Source organism: Nocardia pseudovaccinii (genome assembly GCF_050942345.1).
Taxonomy (GTDB): Bacteria; Actinomycetota; Actinomycetes; order Mycobacteriales; family Mycobacteriaceae; genus Nocardia; species Nocardia pseudovaccinii.
This window is the reverse complement of the sequence record NZ_CP192074.1, coordinates 4,149,321-4,166,382: the sequence shown is the minus strand read 5'-3', so window position 1 is coordinate 4,166,382 and position 17,062 is coordinate 4,149,321. Positions and strand designations below refer to the sequence as shown.

The following is a 17,062-nucleotide window of genomic DNA, read 5'->3' as shown; positions in this document are numbered from 1 at the left end:
GCCGGTCGCTATCCAGGTGTTGCCAGTACCAGTGTTATCGGACTCCTGTTACTGGTGTCGGATCGGTTGCAAGCTCATGAGATGACTCAGACCTTGCAGCCGGGCAACGCTGCGGCCACGTCGGCCGTTGCGGGATCGGCAGTTCAACCCGCCGCGTTCGGTGCGCGGCGAACCATCGCGGTGCTCGCGGTGTTGCTCACCGGGCAGTTCATGGCGGTACTCGATGCCTCGATCGTGAATGTCGCCATTCCTTCTATTCGTACTTCGTTGCATACCAGTGGATCCGCGCTGCAGTTGATCGTCGCGGGGTATGTGATCGCCTATGCCGTGCTGCTCGTGACCGGTGCACGATTGGGTGATCGGTTCACTCAGCGCCATACCTTCATCACCGGGCTCGCGGTGTTCACCGTCGCATCGCTGGCCTGCGGGCTGGCGTGGAATGAGTTCTCACTCATCGTATTCCGGTTCCTGCAGGGTGCGGGCGCCGCGGCGATGATTCCGCAGATCATGACCATGATCCAGCGGAATTTCACCGGCAATGCCAGGGCCAAGGCGCTCAGCGCGTACTCGGCGATCATTTCCGGCGGTATGGTCGTCGGTCAGGTGGCGGGCGGTTTGATCGTCAATGCCGACCTTTTCGGGAGTAGCTGGCGCGGTGTATTCCTGGTGAATGTGCCGATCGGTGCGGCGCTTCTGCTGATTGCGCCGCGGGTATTGCCCACTGCCACCGCGCGATTCGATCGGAAACTCGATCTCGTGGGTCTGACCATGCTCACCGTCTCGGTGCTGCTGCTCGTGTTGCCGCTGGTGCTGGGGCATGAGCAGGACTGGCCGCTGTGGACATGGATCATGTTGGGTGCCAGCGTGATCGGTGTCGGAATGTTCGTGGCCATCGAGCGGGCGGTCGCGGCACGCGACGGTGAACCGCTGTTCGCGCAGCGGGTGCTGAAGTCGCCGGGCCTGGCGCTCACCGCGGGCACGCTGTTCACGATCATGGCGACCTTCGGTGGCTGGATGTTCGTCATGGCGATCCACCTGCAGAGCACCCTCGGCTATACCGCACTACACGCGGGTCTGCTGTTCATCCCCATGGGCGTGACCTTCGCACTGGCCAGTTTGAACTGGGAGCGCATCCCACATCGCCTGCACGCCATCATGATTCCGTTCGGCCTGGTGGTCGGCGCGGCCACCATGGTGGCGCTGGGCATGATGCTGCGCGACGGTGCCGACTTCGGTCCGCTGCCGCTGGTCGTCTTCGGGATCCAGGGCATCGGTTTCGGCCTGGCCTTCAGCCCGCTGATGACCCGCACCCTGGCCAGGATTCCGATGGCCCTTGCGGCCGATGCCAGCGGCATTCTGGTGACCAGTGTGCAGCTCGGCATCGTGGTCGGGATCGCCTGCTTCGGGTCGGTATTCCTCGGCCTCGCGGGCAGTACGGTGCTGTCGGCCGCACATGCGTTGGGCGGCACCGCCATTGCGGAGGGTGTCACGGTATTGGTTGCCGCGGCGCTGTCTGCGCGCGCAGTGCGGTAAGGGCAACCGATCCCGGATTCGCTCGAAAGCGAATCCGGGATCACCGCTAGCTTGCGATCGTCGGTGGTCCGGGTTCGGATCATCGCGACGCAAATCATGGCGGTGGCGGTCAAGTTTGACGATCGTCGTACCAATGAGCGGAAATGTCTTCGCGGTGGGCATCGAATTGGATGGCGAGGGATATCACCCGGCCGCGTGGCGGCGGGCCGCACATGCGCCCGATCAGTTGCTCACCGGCAATACACTACGCAAACGGGTGAGCGCGGCCGAGAATGCCGGTTTCACCCTCGCCACCTTCGACGATTCGATCCTGCCACCCGCAGGGCATCCGGCGGGGCGGATAGACGGGGTGACGCGGGCTTCGTACGTCGCGGCGACAACCAGCACCATCGGGCTGGTGGCCACGGTCGCGACCACTTACGCGGAGCCGTTCCACACATCGTCACAACTGGCCACGCTCGACTACGCCTCGCGTGGGCGAGGCGGGTGGATCGCCACGACCGACCCCGCGGCCGCCACCGCCTGGGGACGACCGCCGCACACAGCGGAAGCGGAACTCGCACGCGAACAACGGGATTCGATCGAGGTCGCGCGTCGGCTATGGGATTCGTGGGAAGACGACGCCGTGGTACGCGACTACGCGGCGAGCCGATTCCTGGACCGAGACAAGCTGCACTACGTCGACTTCAGCGGTGAAACGTTCTCGGTGAAGGGTCCGGCGATCGTGCCGCGGCCGCCGCAGGGGCAGGTGGTCGTCTTCGCACATGACACCGGTGCTGCCGACGTCATCCTGGTCACCGGAACCGACCTCGCTCAGACCCTCGCCGCTGCGGACCACGCACGAGCCACCGGCGCACTGGTGTTCGCGGAACTCGATGTCACCCTGGACATTCCGCACGCGAGGGCCGCCGAACGCCTCGCCGACCTGGGCAAGTACGCGGCCGCGAACCGCACCGAGCGCCTGGCGTTCTCGGGCTCCCCGGCCGAACTCGTGCGCCTCATCACCGAACTCGCTCACCATGTCGACGGCGTGCGCCTGCATCCCGCCGTTATCGACGAAGACCTCCCCGCGCTGGCGCGATACGTCCTGCCCGCCCTGTTCCGCGCCGGTGTCGCGCACCGCCCGGTGCCGGGTTCGACCCTGCGCGCCAATCTCGGCCTGGCACGGCCGATCAACCGTTATGCGAAGGATCAGCACTGATGTCCGAGGTTCCTTTCCCTGACGCTCAGGTTCATTTCGGCGTCTTCTTCCAGGGCGTCAATCACAGCACCATCTGGTCGGATTCGAGCAGCGGCTCGCAGATCGACTTCGAAACCTTTCGGCATATCGTCACCACGGCCGAGCGCGGACTCTTCGACGCATTCTTCCTCGGTGAGGGCCTGCGCCTGCGCGAGCAGAACGGAAAGCTGCTCGATACCGATATCGCCGGGCGTCCCGACGCCATTGCCCAGTTGGCGGCGCTGGCCGGGATCACCAGCCGGATCGGTCTGGTCGCCACCCAGAACACCACCTACAACGAACCCGCCGATCTCGCCCGCCGACTCGCGGGCCTGGATCTGCTGTCCGGCGGCCGTGCGGGCTGGAACGCGGTCACCACCGACAATGCCTGGACCGGTGCGAATTTCCGGCGCGGCGGCTTCCTCGACCACGCGCAGCGCTACGAGCGCGCGGGCGAATTCATTCGGACCGCCCGCGAGATCTGGGATGCCTGGGCCGACAATGCGATCGCGACCTCGCGCCACGATACCGATTGGGCCGCATCGGATTCGGTGCGGACGGTGGCCCGCGACAACGGGCACTTCCAAGTCTCGATCACGCCGACTCTGCCGCGTAGCGCCCAGGGCCATCCGGTGATCTTCCAGGCCGGTGATTCACCGGCGGGCCGCGACTTCGCAGCGGCCCATGCGGAGGTCATCTTCTCAAGGCACGGAACACATTTCGACGCCGCGCTCACATTCGCGAACGATATTCGGGCCCGCCTGGAACACGCGGGCCGACCGGCCGATGACATCAAGATCCTGCCCGGCACCCAGATCGTATTGGCGGAGCGGGAATCCGAGGTCGAGGAGAAGGCACGCTGGGTGCTGGAGGGCCAATTCACCGGACAGACCGCGCTTTCCCTGGTCGGGCAGGTGTGGGGTCGTGATCTGTCGGATCTCGATCCGGACGGTCCGCTGCCCGCGGACGACCCACAGCCCCGAGTGATTTCGGGCGAGCGCGGCGCACAGCGTGACGGTCAGGATCCGGTGGCGATCGCCCGACAGTGGCGGGCGCTGGCCGAAGCCAAGAATCTGTCGCTGCGCCAGGTCGCCATCGAGACCTCGCAGCGGTCCGGATTCGCCGGGACACCGACCCAGGTCGCCGACGAACTCACCCGCTGGGTCCGCCACGGCGCGACCCACGGGTTCAATATCTCGCCGTATTTGGTGCCGACCGGACTCGACGAGATCGTCGACTGGCTGATTCCGGAATTACAGGAGCGCGGGTCCTATCGCACCGCCTATACGGGCACCACCCTGCGCGAACATCTCGGTCTGCGACCGCCGCTGACCAGGCGCAGATAATCCGGTCCGATCCGCGAAACATGGCCGGTTTGTCAGGAAACCGAACCCGAGGCGGCGTCTTACTCGTATGTTTGCCATACGCAGTGCAGATCGGAGTGGGACAGTGCAAGCAGGGGTTACCGCGGATTATGTGATCGTCGGCTCCGGATCGGCTGGTGCGGTCCTGGCCAACCGGCTCAGCGACGATCCGGATGTGTCGGTGGTGGTGCTGGAAGCCGGACCGCCGGATAAGAACAAGTTCGCTCACATTCCGGCGGCATTCGCGAAGCTGTTCCGCTCGGAGGTGGATTGGGACTACCTCACCGAACCGCAGCCCGAGCTGAAGAATCGGCAGATCTACTGGCCGCGCGGCAAAATGTTCGGCGGATCGTCGTCGATGAACGCGATGATGTGGGTGCGCGGATTCCGTGCCGACTACGACGAGTGGGCATTGCTGGCCGGGGAGGAGTGGGGGTTCTCGGCGGCGGTCGAGCAGTTCCGCAAGATCGAGTCCGTCGAGAACGCCCAGTATCCGGATGAGGGCGCGACCGGGCCGCTGCATATTTCGCGGCAGCGCAGTCCGCGCGCTTTGACCGCGGCGTATTTGGCCGCGGTCGAGGAATCCGGATTCCTTGTGGAGCCACCGAACCGGCCGCAGCCGGAGGGATTCAGCGAGACCATGGTCACCCAGCGCGGCGGCAGGCGGTGGAGTACGGCCGACGGGTATCTGAAGCCCGCGATGCGCCGTGCGAATCTCACCGTCTATACCGAGGCGCTCGCGTCGCGGATCATCTTCGAAACCTCGCCGACCGGACGGCCGCGCGCGACCGGTGTGGAGTACCGCAAGGACGGCGTCACACAGACCGTGTCCGCCAGGCGCGAGGTGTTGCTCTGCGGTGGTGCGATCAATAGCCCGCAGCTGCTCATGCTCTCGGGAATCGGCGATGAGGACGAGCTGGCGCGCCATCACATTCCGCTTGTGCACCATGCGCCCGAGGTAGGCGCCAATCTGCAGGACCACCTGGTTGCGGCGCTCGGCTACGGCGTCGAATCCGATTCGCTGTTCACGGCGGAGAAGCCTCGTCAGCTGCTCGACTACCTGATCCGGCACCGCGGCATGCTCACCTCCAATGTCGGTGAGGCCTACGGTTTCATCCGCAGCAGGTCCGATCTCGAATTGCCCGATCTGGAGCTGATTTTCGCGCCCGCGCCGTTCTTCTACGAGGGTCTCGTGGATCCGACCGAGCACGGGGTCGTGCTGGCCACGGTGCTGTTGCGGCCGCACAGCCGCGGCCGGATCTCGCTGGGTTCCGGTGATCCCACCGCCAAACCGGTCATCGACCCACGCTATCTCTCCGATAGCGGTGGCGCGGACCGGGCCGCGATCATGTCTGGTTTACGCGTGTGCGCCGAACTGGCCGCGGCCCCGGCTCTGAAAGCGGCACTCGGGCCGCTGATCTACCCTCCGCAGGCTCCGGCCGAGCTCGAGGCCGCGATGGAATTGACACTGAACGGCTACTCGCACACCCTGTATCACCCGGTCGGCACCTGCCGGATGGGTACCGATGCGGGCAGTGTCGTCACGCCGCGACTGGAAGTGCGTGGGGTGCAAGGACTCCGCGTCGCGGACGCCTCGGTGATGCCGTTGCTTATCCGCGGGCACACACATGCGCCGAGCGTGTTCATCGGTGAACAGGCGGCGAAGTTCATCCAGCATGGTTAGCGTGCTGCCGTAGGCGAATGTGCTCGATCGGGCATGTCGCCGCTTGACTACGCAGAATGCGCCGGGCGGACAAGGGAATCCGTGGGCTTGTGCCTCTGCGCCGTAAAAATTGGGCCGAAATGGCATGCAGTGCAATATCGCATTGCATGCATTTGCGCATAATGTGCTGTACCGCAACGAATGTCAAAGCGCTCCGCCTGGCCGACTGGTATTGCGCCGCTGTGGCCTGCGTCGTGGATGCGCCGACGAACCGTGCCTCGGCAATGACCTTGTGCCCGAATGCGGTGATCGAAATTGCGACACGTTGGTCGCGCGAGGAGGCCACCGCGCGGAGCGGCTGTCAGGCATGGTGGCTATCGGTACGCCGTGTCGGCGATTGACGCGAGGGCCTGAGGCTGAGACCGGCGCAGGCGGTGGCCAGGACGAGGGCGGCGGCGATGATCATGCTCGACTTCGACACAATGACCATTGACGCCGCAAAGTCGCTGCGCCTCATGGCCTGCACCGCGAAACCAGACACACGCGACGCCGAGAACCTTGCTCTCCTCAACGCCTGGGCCGCCGCGGAAACAGCATCTCCGAACCCCCTGCAATGACGCGTGCGGCTGGCCTGTACACACCAGACATGCAGCCTCTCTTCGTCTAGGCGAATCGCGCAAACTCCTTCCCGGAGATCGCAGGCCCTATGGGGGGGCAGATCAGGCCGTCATGGCGGGCCCGAGCGCGGTTGACATGGTCGAGCGGCACCCGGCCGATACGCAGCGGCGGCCGACGAAAGCCGGCAGCGCGACCGCACCCAGTGGCGCGACTGGTGCTGTCGCACACACGGGCGCATTGCCGAGTCAGGCATAGACGAACAGGGCGAGGGAGGCTGCGGACAGGATCAGGTATGGCATGGGATAAACGATGTCGGAGTACCGCTTGGCTCGGATGATGGTGATTTCGGCGCCGAGGAAGTACAGGACCAGGCAGAGGGCGGCGGCGAGGCCGAGTGGCGGGATGGCCAGGCCGATCAGCAGGCCGAGGCCGCCGAGGGCCTTCAGGATGGCCAATGGGTTGAGAGTCCATTGTGGGAGGCCGTAGCCGAGCATGGTCTCGCGTACCTGATCCGCCTTGACGATATCGAAGCCGGTGGCGCCGAATGCGGCTACGGCGGCGAGGACGGTGACGACGACATATGCGACAGACATGGGAACTACCCTCCGGTCAGCTGGGTTCTGCGGGTCTGCGATCGTGGGTGGGACACCCGATCGCCCTGTCCACGTGACGGATGCCGAACCCGAAAGGTGACCCATGCACGCACAGGAATTGTTGGCGCGACGATTCGAGACGCACCGCGATCACCTGCACGCGGTCGCCTATCGGATGCTCGGATCGGCCGGTGAAGCCGAGGACGCGGTGCAGGAGGCCTGGCTGCGGCTGGACCGCTCCGACACCAGCGAGGTCGAGAATCTGGCCGGGTGGTTGACCACGGTGGTCTCGCGGATCTGTCTCGATATGCTGCGCTCGCGGACCGCCCGGCGCGAGGATCCGATCGATCGGATCGCCGAACTCGGCGACGCCGCCTACGACCGAGATCCGGAAAGCGAAGCAGTGCTGGTCGATTCGGTCGGGCGCGCGCTGCTGGTGGTGCTGGATACGCTCGGTCCCGATGAGCGGGTGGCGTTCGTGCTGCACGATATGTTCGCCGTCCCCTTCGATCAGATCGCGCCGATCGTCGGGCGCACCAGCGTCGCCACCAAGAAGCTCGCCAGCCGGGCCCGCGCGCGGGCGCACGGCGATGCGAGCGCTTCCACCGCCGAACTCGCGCAGCAGCGGCATGTCGTCGATGCCTTCCTCGCCGCCGCCCGCAGTGGTGATCTCGACGCACTGCTCGCGGTCCTCGCGCCCGATGTGGTGCGTACGGCCGATCCGGCCGCACTGCCCTCGGGTATGGCACCGGTCGCGCGGGGTGCGCAGGCGGTGGCCCGCGAGACCGTCATCCTGCGCCGCCGCTCTCAGGTCGCCACGCTCGCGCTGGTCGATGGAGCGGTCGGCATCATTGTCGCGCCGCGTGGCAAACTGCTACTCGCGCTTGCGGTTACGGTTACGGTCCGGGACGACCGGATCGCGGGCTACGAAGTGATCGCCGATCCGGCCCGCCTGCGGCACCTGGAGATCGCCGTCCTTCCCGAATTGCCCTGAGCCAGGGGAAATTCAGGCGTCGCGCGGCACGCCGCCACGCAGCTGACGAAGGCGACTTCAGCCGCAGACGACACCCAAGGACGCCGACCGACCAACTTCGAATACTCGGCGAGCGCGCCGCAAAGATTCCGAGGCCTCGGTACGACAGCTGGGCTTTTCGTGCAGGCGAGCCGAATGGTCGCTTACCGAACCACCATGTAACTCACCTCGGCGGCCGATCCGGCCAACGGACGACTCCTGCTTCAGTCGCAGACCGCACCGAAGGACGCCGAGCCGACCAACTTCGAGTATTTGGCGAGCACGCCGCGTGTGTAGCGCGACGGCAGCGGCTTCCAGCCTTCGCGGCGGCGGTCGAGTTCTTCGGGGGCGATGAGAAGGTCGAGGGTGCCTGCGGCGACGTCGAGGCGGATCTGGTCGCCGTCGTGGACGAAGGCGATCGGCCCGGCATCGACCGCTTCGGGAGCGACATGGCCGACACAGAGACCGGTCGTGCCGCCGGAGAAGCGTCCGTCGGTGAGCAGCAGCACGTCCTTGCCGAGGCCCGCGCCCTTGATGGCCGCGGTGATCGCGAGCATCTCGCGCATGCCGGGACCGCCCTTGGGACCCTCGTAGCGGATGACCACCACATCGCCCGCGGTGATCGTGCCGTCCTCCAGCGCGTCCATCGCCGCCCGCTCGCGATCGAAAACCCGTGCCGTACCGGTGAATACGTCGGAATCGAAACCTGCCGACTTGACCACCGCGCCGCCGGGCGCGAGCGATCCGGCGAGGATCGTGATACCACCGGTCGGGTGGATCGGAGATGCCATGGCCCGCACCACTTTTCCGTCGGGATCCGGCGGGGCGATGGTGGCGAGGTTCTCCGCGACCGTGCGCCCGGTGACGGTCAGGCAGTCGCCGTGTAGCAGTCCGGCATCGAGCAGCGCCTTCATCATCACCGGCACGCCGCCGATCCGGTCGACATCGGTCATCACATGCCGCCCGAAGGGCTTCACGTCGGCGAGGTGCGGCACCCGGCGGCCGATGCGCGCGAAGTCCTCGAGTGCCAGATCGACTTTCGCGTCGTGGGCGATCGCCAGCAGATGCAGTACGGCATTGGTGGAACCGCCGAATGCCATGACCACCGCGATCGCGTTCTCGAAGGCCTCCTTGGTGAGGATGTCGGCCGTCGTGATTCCCCGCCGCAGCAATTCCACCACCGCCTCACCGCTGCGCCGCGCGTAACCATCGCGGCGCCGATCGGTCGCGGGCGGTGCCGCGCTGCCGGGCAGCGACATACCCAATGCCTCGGCCGCGCTCGCCATGGTGTTGGCCGTGTACATGCCGCCACAGGCGCCCTCACCCGGACAGATGGCTCGCTCGATGGCGTCCACGTCCTCGCGACTCATCAAACCGCGCGAACAGGCGCCGACCGCCTCGAACGCGTCGATGATCGTCACTTCGCGCTCGCTGCCATCGCTGAGTTTCGCGATTCCGGGCAGGATCGAGCCCGCGTACAGGAACACACTCGCCAGGTTCAGCCGCGCCGCCGCCATCAGCATGCCGGGCAAGGATTTATCGCATCCGGCCAGCAGCACCGAACCGTCGAGCCGCTCGGCCTGCATGACGGTTTCCACGCTATCGGCGATCACCTCCCGCGATACCAGGGAGAAATGCATGCCCTCATGTCCCATGGAGATGCCGTCGGAGACCGAAATGGTCCCGAATTCCATCGGATACCCGCCGCCCGCGAACACCCCCTCTTTGCACGCCTTGGCGAGCCGATCCAGGGACAGATTGCACGGCGTGATCTCGTTCCACGAGGAGGCCACCCCGATCTGCGACTTCCCCCAGTCACCGTCGTCCATGCCCACCGCCCGCAACATGCCGCGCGCGGCCGTCTTCTCCAGACCATCGGTGACATCGCGACTACGTGGCTTGATATCGGGACCGTTCGGATCATTGACCATGGCCACATCATTCCCCGCCCGCATCCCCACCGCTGCCGACCACGCCGAACAGGGTGATTATCCGTGCGTGCCGATTCGCTGGAGCAGGTCGAGCAGGGTCGCGCGTTCGCCGACGGACAATGCGGCGAAGGATTCGGTCAATACCTCGTTCGCGACCCGATGACCGGCGCGCAGGACCTGCTCGCCCGCGACAGTCAACCGGTGTTCGATGGCGCGACCGCGACCGGGGCTGCGGTCGATGAGACCGCGTGTGACGAGCCGGTTGGCGAGGGTGCCGAAGGCCTGCTCGCTCTGGAATGTCTCCTCGGCCAAGGCGCGCGCGGTGGAACCGGGATTGCGGTCGATGGCGCGCAAGGCGTCCCACTGGGCGAGGGTGGTCCCTACGGTCGCGAGCCGATTGTCCAACGCACGGTGGTGGCGGTACTGCGCCTGTTTGACGGCGCGTCCAAGGGCTTGCAGATCACCAGGCATGGACATGACCCTAACAGTTTGACTAAGCTTGTTTATATCAACATATTTAGTCACTGGATCGAGGAGCTCGACGATGACCGCACACACCCAGCCGCAACCGCCACTCACCATCGCCGAATCAGGCAGCGGCCCAACAGTTCTCGTCCTGCACGGCGGCGCGGGGCCCGCCTCGGTGGCCGATATCGCCGAGCACCTGTCCCGCTCGTCTCATGTCATTGCGCCGACCCATCCGGGTTGGAATGGCACGCCGTTGGCATTCGACAGCATCGGTGATCTTTCACGCGCCTACCTGGACCTGCTCCACGATCGCGATCTGCAGGACGTTCTCGTCGTCGGCTCCTCGATCGGCGGCTGGATTGCCGCCGAAATGGCCGTCCGTGATCACGACCGCCGCATCGGCGGACTCGTGCTGATCGATGCGACCGGCGTTTGGTTCGACGACGATCCGATCACCGACTTCTTCGCTCTCGACGCCCGCGGCGTGGCCGAGCACTCGTACCACGACCCCGCGCGCTTCTACCAAGACCCCGTTGATATTCCCGCCGCGCAATCGGCTGTGCGCCAAGGGAATATGGCCGCACTACGGACCTACGCGGCCGACCCGTACATGCACAATCCCCGGCTGCTCCCCCAACTCGCCGCCGTCACCACCCCCACCCTTTTGCTCTGGGGCGAAAGCGATCGCATCGTCACCCCGGCCTACGGTGCGGCCTATGCCGCCGCCTTCGCCGACGCCCGCTTCGAAATCATCCGTGCGGCAGGGCATTTGCCCCACTTGGAACAGCCGGAGGCCACATTCCACCACATCGACGGATTCCTCCGGTCAGTGCGGTAGCGGATCGGTCACACGCGTCGACTCGACGTGCCGAGGCGAAGCCTGCTGGTTGCGAAGACGAGTAGCGCTATGAGTTGGACGGCAGCAGTAACGCTGACCACGGCGGTCAGGGACCGGGCGTAGAGCAGGCCGAGGAGCGCGGATCCGGCGAAGGCGGCCAGGCCCGCACCGGCGGCGAAAACACCGTAGGCGGTACCGCGGCGGCGCGCCGGGACCAAGTCGGCGACGGTCGCGCGAAGTGTCGATTCCTGGACGCCGAGCACCGCGCCCCAGAGCAGTGCGCCGATTACTGCGGGAATCGCATTGTCCTGAAAGGCAAGTGGCGGGATGAGGGCCGAAAGCAGGGGCACCACAAGGAGGATTCGGGCACCGATGCGGTCGTAGCACCAGCCGGTGAGCAGGGCGGCGAGGGCATCGACGACCATTGCCGCGGCATAGACCACCGGGACGACCGCCACGGGGACGAGTTCGCGAGTGGCGAGGTGGAAGGCAAGTAGGCCGAACCCGGCGAAGCCAGTGGTGGTTGCGGCAGCGAAGGCGAGGTAGGTCCAGAATTGCGACGGCAATCTTGTTGGTACCGTGCCGATTTCGGTCAGCGGCACCGTCAGTTCGTACGCGGCCGGATTCGGCACGCGCGCCCACAATCTCACCAAAACCACCAGGACGGCGACACCAGGTATCGCCAGTGCGAAGAACGCGGGACGGTAGTCACCTGCCGAAAGCAGAAGTATCCCCGCGACGACAAGCGGCCCGGCCAACGCGCCGATCTGATCCAGTGCCTCGTGCATCGCGAAACCACGACCGCGACCGACCGCCCCCGCCGCATGCGAAAGCAGCACATCTTTCGCGGGACTGCGCACCGCCTTGCCCGCCCGCTCCGCGATCACGAGTACCCCGGCCGACCACAACCCGGTCGCGAACCCGAGCAGCGGAACCGAGGCAACGGTCAGGGTGTAGCCGCCGAAGGCCAGCGGCCAGTACGCACGCGTCCGATCGGTCAGCGGACCGCTCACCAAACGACCGGCCAGCGCGAATGCTTCACCCGCACCGGTGATCACACCCACCAGAACAGCGCTCGCGCCGAGCGAGGCCAGATACGGACCGGTAACCGCCCGAGCGCCCTCATAGACGATATCGGCCAGCAGACTGACCACACCGAACCCGACGACGAACCGCCATGGACTCATCGCCGTCGCCCTGGGCCCGACCGCCGACACGCACAGAGAATAGCGACGATCCGCCGACCCAGCAGGCTTATGCACCCGAAGCCCGCAACGCGGCCGCATTCCCCGCTCGACCTACCAAGATCAGGTGGCACTGGTGGAGGGGTCTACTCGACCGATGCCGCCACAGCGTCCACCTGATCTTGATCCCGTTACCCCCGGACGCTCGCGAAACCCATGGGTGGCGTGGGCGAGGGGCCTGTGCGCAGTACCGGGCGGAAGTCGGGGAGGGCGGGGAGTACGTCGGCATTGCGGGCGGCGTAGCAGCGCACGCGTGGGAGTGCGCGGGTGACCTCCGCTCGCTCCACTGGTTCGGCGTCGATGAAACCGATGGTGTCCAGTTCCAGGCCGAGGGTGTGCGCGATCCGCAATAGCGACGCGGATTTGCGGCCCCAGCCGATCTCGACGGCCGAGAACATGTCGTAGAGACCGTGGCGGTAGAGCTTTTTGAGGGTGAGGTCGCGGTCGCTGCGGCTGGCTACGGCGTGCCAGATGCCGCGCTCGCTGAGCTTCAGCAGCGTGCGCAGGGCGGCGGGGCGTGGTGCGCTGCTGGTCGCGTCGCAGACGACACCATCCCAGAGGGTGCTGTCGAGTTCCCAGACAAGACATCTCAGAGCCGGTGCCATCGCCTGCCCCTATCGGTTGGTCATCGCTGCCTCTCCTGCCGTGTCGTCGGCAGATGGGCTACTGCGAAAACCATCCAGCGAACGGCACGTACCGGACAAGCCCCCGCTTTCTCGGGAGCCCGTGCGGCCGAGGTGATACTACCGGCACTGCCCGTGCATGCTCCTGTCAAAGGCCGTAGTAGCGGCGAACGAGCCGTTCGTAGATCCGAGCGGGCGTGAATCGCCGGGTCCAGAACGAGAGCCGAACGTCACTGCCGCACAGGTAGGTTTGACGCGGTTCGGGTGCTTCCAGGATTGTCCGCACCTTCCTGGCTACCACCTCCGCGGATTGTCCGTGCTCCAGATATCCGGTGACGCGCGACAGTACCGAAGTCCGATCCGGCGTATATGCCTCGATCGGATCGGCAACGCGCGCAGCCGAATCGATGATCGGGGTAACCGTCCACCCCGGCGCGAGGACCGAGACGTGGATGCCGAAGCCCAAGGTCTCCATCCGCATCGCCTCACCGAGACGTTCGACGGCCGCCTTGGTGGCCGAATACCAGCCGCCATAGGGCTCGGCGATCGCGCCCGCACCGGAGCTCACCACGATCACCCGGCCGTGGCCCTGCGCACGCATGATCGGCAGCACTTCGCGCAGCACGCGGTGAGTGCCGATCACATTGGTGTCGATAAGTGCGGCCGCCTCGTCCGGATCGGTCTCCTCCACCGAACCGACAATGCCGTACGCGGCGAAGGTGACCACCGCATCGATGCGGTGGTGCCGCGCGTGCACGGATTTCACCCAACTGCGCACCGCTTCGGTATCGCGGACGTCGACCGCGCGCACGCCATTACGCGCGAACTTGTCGCTGCCCTCGACCGCATAGCCGACGCGCGCAAGGTATTCGACGGTCGCCGCGCCCATGCCGTTGGCGGCCCCGGTCACCAGGACAACGGTCACAGCGCACACACCTGCAATACGCGCGGCAGCACTTCTAGTCGGGCCGATTCCACAATCGTGATCTCGCCATCCAGTTCGAGCGGTGCGGGTGCGGCGGGCCGCAGTTCCACCGCGGTGTCGCGACGGCAGGTGGCCAGCGCCGAACCCCGGAACTTGCCGCGGTAGAGACCTGCGATGAGCCCCAGAATCCGCGCCCGCCCGGCGGCTTCCCAGATATTCACGTCGAACATGCCGTCCGCACGGGTGACCGGTGTGTCGTAGTACATGCCACCGGCGAAGTGCACGCTCTTGAGCACTCCCACATTCGTGATCGGTGCGGTATGCACCCAGTCGGATCCGCGCAGTTGGACGGCCAGTGGCTCGTGGGTGGCGATATTGCTCAGCGCGGTCGCGATAATGGCCGCCTCGACATTGCGGGATTTCAGCCAGCCGATCAGCCCGCGCGCGTGGTTGAACGAATGATTACCCGCCGCAACGAGTCCCATGCTCGCATTGAGCAGGAAGTATCGGACTGTTCGGGTGCCGTCCGGAAGCAGTATGGTGGCCTTGCCGACGTCGACGAGCTCGGGTGTGCCGAGCCGGACCGGGATATCGGCGATGCTCGTTCGCCCCGGTTTGTGGAAGTCGTTGGAACTGCCGAGACCGATCGCGCCGAGTGCGACCGATTCCGCGCCCTGTCGCGGTCGGTCGGTCGCCGGATCCATGATCGCATTGAGGACCAGGTTGACCATGCCGTCGCCGCCCGCCGCCACGATCACCTCGGGTGGATCCGACTCGAGGCTCGCCAGGACCAGTTTCATGGCTTGTTCTGCGTCACTGGGCATTTCGACGGTGAAATCGGTATTCCGTTCGCGTAGCACGCCTTCTACCGGACGCCACCGCTGCAGCGCCGTCCCGGCATTGGACTGTGGATTCAGGACGACGAGCATGATTTCTCCTCGATACCCAGCCACTCGCGCAGCCGAGGCCAATCCCCCGTACTTACAAGGCCCGAATATTTCTGTGGAACAGCAGATTCCGGCACGTTCACGAGGAATACGGGGATCCCGAGAAGTGCCGCCGGTGCGTCGTTGGCGGCGTCGTTGCCGATCATCACGCACTCCCCCGGTTCCGCGCCGAGCCGGTCGAGCAGTTCGTGGTAGAACTCGATGCGTGGTTTCGAGCGGCGCATGTTCTCGCCGCTGGTGCGGAAGGTGAACACGGACGGGTCGTAGCCGCCCCAGCCGAGCCGGGTGGTGACGGTGCTGTCCGGCCACAGCGGGTTGGTCGCAACGACCTGTACCGTGCCCGCTTCCTGGAGCCGGGTCACCGTATCCAGTGCCCGAGGCTCCGGCGGAAAGCAACCACGCAGACGCGGAAAACCCGTCTCCGCCAGGCTCTTCAGTTGACTCGCCACCGCATCAGGTGCGACCCGCAGCCGCTCGGCGAGCAGTTGGACCATCAGGTCGGTGTTGGTGTGCTCGGTGTCGTTGGCTCGAACCTGCTTCAGCACGCCGGGCAGGACGCGCAGAAAACGATGCGGTGAGGTCAACTCGCGAAATGCCTGCGCGGCAGCCAGCGGCATCAGCGCCTTGAACCGGCGCCGATGCAACCGCACCAAGGTGCCGTCCAGGTCCCACAGCACTGTGCGCTTCATTCCTGGCTGTCCAGTACCGCTTGTAGATCGGCGCGGGTCAGGCCGAGCTGGGCCGCGTATTCGTCGATGCCGGGACGTCCAGCGGTACCTCTTCCGGCCCGGCTCGCCAGCTCCGAACCATAGGCGGCACCGAGATCGAAGACAGTCTTGGCCAGAGCCGCAGGAAACAGCCAGCGGCCGAGGTCGCGCTGGAAAACCCGAGTCAGCCGGTATGGGGCGGAGATTCGTGCGCCGAGATCGGACAGCGGCGCCGGGTCGCGCAGCGAACTCATCTTGCGCGCTTCGTCACCGGGCGCCAGCAGCAGATCCGACCACAGGCGGCCGAAGCGGTCACGCTTTTCGCTCGCGACGGCGGTCATATTGAATTCGGTGTAGGCCTTTTCGATGCGCGAGGTGTGGGTGGAGCGGCTGCGCAGCAGCGCATGGATATCGGCGGTTTTGCGCGCGGTGTCGTAGCGGGTGAAGCGGTTGATCTTCGGTGCGATCCAGTTGATCAAGGCCGCGAACTCCGGTTCGGGCACGAGCCGATCGGCCAGCGAGAGGGCGTGGTACATCAGGCTTTCGCTGCCCGCCTTGGCGATTTCACCGGCCAGCAGGTCGTAGTCGAGGTCATCGGCGTAGCGGGCCAGGTTCCAGATGTCGGCGAGTTCGCGTACACCGGTCTTGTAGTAGGGCAGGTGGATGCCGAGGTGGTGCAGGTTGTCCTCGTGCGACATCGCCCAGGCGGGTACACCGTAGAAGTCGATGCGCCGCACGCGCTTCCAGATCGCGGCGTAGTCGACGGTGTACGGAGCCAACGGGGTGATCAGGCCCCAGTGCGTGCCGACGACAAGGGACCCGTCGCGCGAGACGAACGACGGCAGGTGGTGTGAGCGTTCGGCGCGGACCTTCGGGGCCTTGCCCAGCAGTTCGGAGGTGGCGAAAAGTCCCAGCTCCCGGTAGATCTCGATGACGGTGTCGACCTGATCGAGTTCGACGAGGATATCCAGGTCGTTCATCCGCTTGTAGCGCGGGTCGTGGTAGATCTCCGCCGAGAACAACATGCCCTTGAGCACCACGCAGCGCACGCCGCGTTCGTCGAAGCGGCGCAACAGGTCCCTGGCACCGGCCAGGCGCCGATCGTTCACGGCGGCGATGTGATCGGTCACGCTCGCGAAATGTGCTCGCACCAGTTCGGGAACGAGGTCGTAGAGCTGCTCGGATTCCAACCGACGGTGCACTAGCGGGACGGTCGCATTGAGCTCGGCGAGTTCGAAAACCTCCATCCAGTCGGTGATCTCGTGGGCGAGTTTCGCCAATGCGGCGCGTTCGTCCTGACTCGGGTCGGCAAGTGCCGCGTGCACGAGCAGGCGTTCGGAAGCCGTGCCGCCCGCGGCGATTTCGGTTCCGGTCATA

The 17,062-nt window shown here is 65.8% G+C and carries 16 protein-coding genes; 7 read left to right on the top strand and 9 right to left on the bottom strand.

Annotated features, from left to right (window positions below; genetic code table 11):
• The first annotated feature begins 81 nt into the window (after positions 1 to 81).
• The 5 genes from ACQPZ2_RS18820 to ACQPZ2_RS18800 all read left to right on the top strand — a co-directional run bounded on the left by ACQPZ2_RS18820 (position 82) and on the right by ACQPZ2_RS18800 (position 6,396).
• Entirely contained in the window at positions 82 to 1,533 is a 1,452-nt protein-coding gene (locus ACQPZ2_RS18820) for an MFS transporter (RefSeq protein WP_433526723.1), read from the top strand.
• Between the two features lie 133 nt (positions 1,534 to 1,666).
• Entirely contained in the window at positions 1,667 to 2,734 is a 1,068-nt protein-coding gene (locus ACQPZ2_RS18815; RefSeq protein ID WP_433526722.1) for an LLM class flavin-dependent oxidoreductase, read from the top strand.
• Positions 2,734 to 4,098 carry an NtaA/DmoA family FMN-dependent monooxygenase gene (locus ACQPZ2_RS18810; protein WP_433526721.1) on the top strand — a complete coding sequence of 455 codons (1,365 nt, stop codon included), beginning with the start codon at positions 2,734 to 2,736 and terminating at the stop codon, positions 4,096 to 4,098. Before ACQPZ2_RS18815 ends, ACQPZ2_RS18810 begins: the two co-directional genes overlap by 1 nt.
• 103 nt (positions 4,099 to 4,201) lie before the next feature.
• Positions 4,202 to 5,800 carry a GMC family oxidoreductase gene (locus ACQPZ2_RS18805; protein ID WP_433526720.1) on the top strand — a complete coding sequence of 533 codons (1,599 nt, stop codon included), beginning with the start codon at positions 4,202 to 4,204 and terminating at the stop codon, positions 5,798 to 5,800.
• A gap of 437 nt (positions 5,801 to 6,237) precedes the next feature.
• Positions 6,238 to 6,396 carry a hypothetical protein gene (locus ACQPZ2_RS18800; protein WP_433526719.1) on the top strand — a complete coding sequence of 53 codons (159 nt, stop codon included), beginning with the start codon at positions 6,238 to 6,240 and terminating at the stop codon, positions 6,394 to 6,396.
• Between the two features lie 246 nt (positions 6,397 to 6,642).
• On the opposite strand, the gene ACQPZ2_RS18795 is transcribed toward ACQPZ2_RS18800, so the two are convergent.
• Positions 6,643 to 6,990, bottom strand: a complete 348-nt coding sequence (locus tag ACQPZ2_RS18795; RefSeq protein ID WP_433526718.1) for a DoxX family protein — start codon at positions 6,988 to 6,990, stop codon at positions 6,643 to 6,645.
• A gap of 103 nt (positions 6,991 to 7,093) precedes the next feature.
• Between ACQPZ2_RS18795 and ACQPZ2_RS18790 the strand changes: the two genes are divergently transcribed.
• A complete protein-coding gene (locus ACQPZ2_RS18790; protein WP_433526717.1) occupies positions 7,094 to 7,984 on the top strand; it encodes a sigma-70 family RNA polymerase sigma factor in 891 nt (296 codons plus the stop codon).
• 242 nt (positions 7,985 to 8,226) lie between these two features.
• On the opposite strand, the gene ilvD is transcribed toward ACQPZ2_RS18790, so the two are convergent.
• Together ilvD and ACQPZ2_RS18780 are read right to left on the bottom strand one after the other, a co-directional pair.
• Positions 8,227 to 9,933 carry a dihydroxy-acid dehydratase gene (gene ilvD / locus ACQPZ2_RS18785; protein WP_433526716.1) on the bottom strand — a complete coding sequence of 569 codons (1,707 nt, stop codon included), beginning with the start codon at positions 9,931 to 9,933 and terminating at the stop codon, positions 8,227 to 8,229.
• Positions 9,934 to 9,990: 57 nt separating this feature from the next.
• Entirely contained in the window at positions 9,991 to 10,404 is a 414-nt protein-coding gene (locus ACQPZ2_RS18780; protein ID WP_433526715.1) for a MarR family winged helix-turn-helix transcriptional regulator, read from the bottom strand.
• Positions 10,405 to 10,477: 73 nt separating this feature from the next.
• On the opposite strand from ACQPZ2_RS18780, the gene ACQPZ2_RS18775 reads away from it, so the two are divergent.
• On the top strand, positions 10,478 to 11,239 hold the full coding sequence (locus ACQPZ2_RS18775) for an alpha/beta fold hydrolase (RefSeq protein ID WP_433526714.1): 762 nt from the start codon (positions 10,478 to 10,480) through the stop codon (positions 11,237 to 11,239).
• Between the two features lie 8 nt (positions 11,240 to 11,247).
• Here the strand turns inward: ACQPZ2_RS18775 and ACQPZ2_RS18770 are convergent, their stop codons facing one another.
• From ACQPZ2_RS18770 to ACQPZ2_RS18745, 6 genes are all read right to left on the bottom strand, one after another.
• Complete coding sequence (locus ACQPZ2_RS18770; RefSeq protein WP_433526713.1) at positions 11,248 to 12,426, bottom strand: MFS transporter; 1,179 nt, start codon at positions 12,424 to 12,426, stop codon at positions 11,248 to 11,250.
• A 188-nt stretch (positions 12,427 to 12,614) separates the two neighbouring features.
• Entirely contained in the window at positions 12,615 to 13,088 is a 474-nt protein-coding gene (locus ACQPZ2_RS18765; protein ID WP_433526712.1) for an HAD-IIIC family phosphatase, read from the bottom strand.
• Between the two features lie 166 nt (positions 13,089 to 13,254).
• Positions 13,255 to 14,031 carry an SDR family NAD(P)-dependent oxidoreductase gene (locus ACQPZ2_RS18760; RefSeq protein WP_433526711.1) on the bottom strand — a complete coding sequence of 259 codons (777 nt, stop codon included), beginning with the start codon at positions 14,029 to 14,031 and terminating at the stop codon, positions 13,255 to 13,257.
• Positions 14,028 to 14,960 (bottom strand): diacylglycerol/lipid kinase family protein, encoded by a 933-nt coding sequence (locus ACQPZ2_RS18755; RefSeq protein WP_433526710.1) that lies wholly within the window; start codon positions 14,958 to 14,960, stop codon positions 14,028 to 14,030. The genes ACQPZ2_RS18760 and ACQPZ2_RS18755 overlap by 4 nt, the downstream gene beginning before the upstream one ends.
• Positions 14,945 to 15,667: an HAD family hydrolase gene (locus ACQPZ2_RS18750; protein ID WP_433526709.1), complete on the bottom strand. Its 723-nt coding sequence runs from the start codon at positions 15,665 to 15,667 to the stop codon at positions 14,945 to 14,947. The genes ACQPZ2_RS18755 and ACQPZ2_RS18750 overlap by 16 nt, the downstream gene beginning before the upstream one ends.
• Positions 15,664 to 17,061 carry a nucleotidyltransferase domain-containing protein gene (locus tag ACQPZ2_RS18745; protein WP_433526708.1) on the bottom strand — a complete coding sequence of 466 codons (1,398 nt, stop codon included), beginning with the start codon at positions 17,059 to 17,061 and terminating at the stop codon, positions 15,664 to 15,666. Before ACQPZ2_RS18745 ends, ACQPZ2_RS18750 begins: the two co-directional genes overlap by 4 nt.
• Position 17,062 lies beyond the last annotated feature (1 nt).

What these genes read in the sequence shown, in the direction of transcription:
- ACQPZ2_RS18745 (WP_433526708.1), bottom strand. Translation starts at nt 17,061, where the DNA reads ATGACCGGAACCGAAATCGCCGCGGGCGGCACGGCTTCCGAACGCCTG.
- ACQPZ2_RS18815 (WP_433526722.1), top strand. Translation starts at nt 1,667, where the DNA reads ATGAGCGGAAATGTCTTCGCGGTGGGCATCGAATTGGATGGCGAGGGA.
- ACQPZ2_RS18820 (WP_433526723.1), top strand. Translation starts at nt 82, where the DNA reads ATGACTCAGACCTTGCAGCCGGGCAACGCTGCGGCCACGTCGGCCGTT.
- ACQPZ2_RS18800 (WP_433526719.1), top strand. Translation starts at nt 6,238, where the DNA reads ATGATCATGCTCGACTTCGACACAATGACCATTGACGCCGCAAAGTCG.
- ACQPZ2_RS18795 (WP_433526718.1), bottom strand. Translation starts at nt 6,990, where the DNA reads ATGTCTGTCGCATATGTCGTCGTCACCGTCCTCGCCGCCGTAGCCGCA.
- ACQPZ2_RS18780 (WP_433526715.1), bottom strand. Translation starts at nt 10,404, where the DNA reads ATGCCTGGTGATCTGCAAGCCCTTGGACGCGCCGTCAAACAGGCGCAG.
- ilvD (WP_433526716.1), bottom strand. Translation starts at nt 9,933, where the DNA reads ATGGTCAATGATCCGAACGGTCCCGATATCAAGCCACGTAGTCGCGAT.
- ACQPZ2_RS18790 (WP_433526717.1), top strand. Translation starts at nt 7,094, where the DNA reads ATGCACGCACAGGAATTGTTGGCGCGACGATTCGAGACGCACCGCGAT.
- ACQPZ2_RS18810 (WP_433526721.1), top strand. Translation starts at nt 2,734, where the DNA reads ATGTCCGAGGTTCCTTTCCCTGACGCTCAGGTTCATTTCGGCGTCTTC.
- ACQPZ2_RS18770 (WP_433526713.1), bottom strand. Translation starts at nt 12,426, where the DNA reads ATGAGTCCATGGCGGTTCGTCGTCGGGTTCGGTGTGGTCAGTCTGCTG.
- ACQPZ2_RS18775 (WP_433526714.1), top strand. Translation starts at nt 10,478, where the DNA reads ATGACCGCACACACCCAGCCGCAACCGCCACTCACCATCGCCGAATCA.
- ACQPZ2_RS18750 (WP_433526709.1), bottom strand. Translation starts at nt 15,667, where the DNA reads ATGAAGCGCACAGTGCTGTGGGACCTGGACGGCACCTTGGTGCGGTTG.
- ACQPZ2_RS18765 (WP_433526712.1), bottom strand. Translation starts at nt 13,088, where the DNA reads ATGGCACCGGCTCTGAGATGTCTTGTCTGGGAACTCGACAGCACCCTC.
- ACQPZ2_RS18755 (WP_433526710.1), bottom strand. Translation starts at nt 14,960, where the DNA reads ATGCTCGTCGTCCTGAATCCACAGTCCAATGCCGGGACGGCGCTGCAG.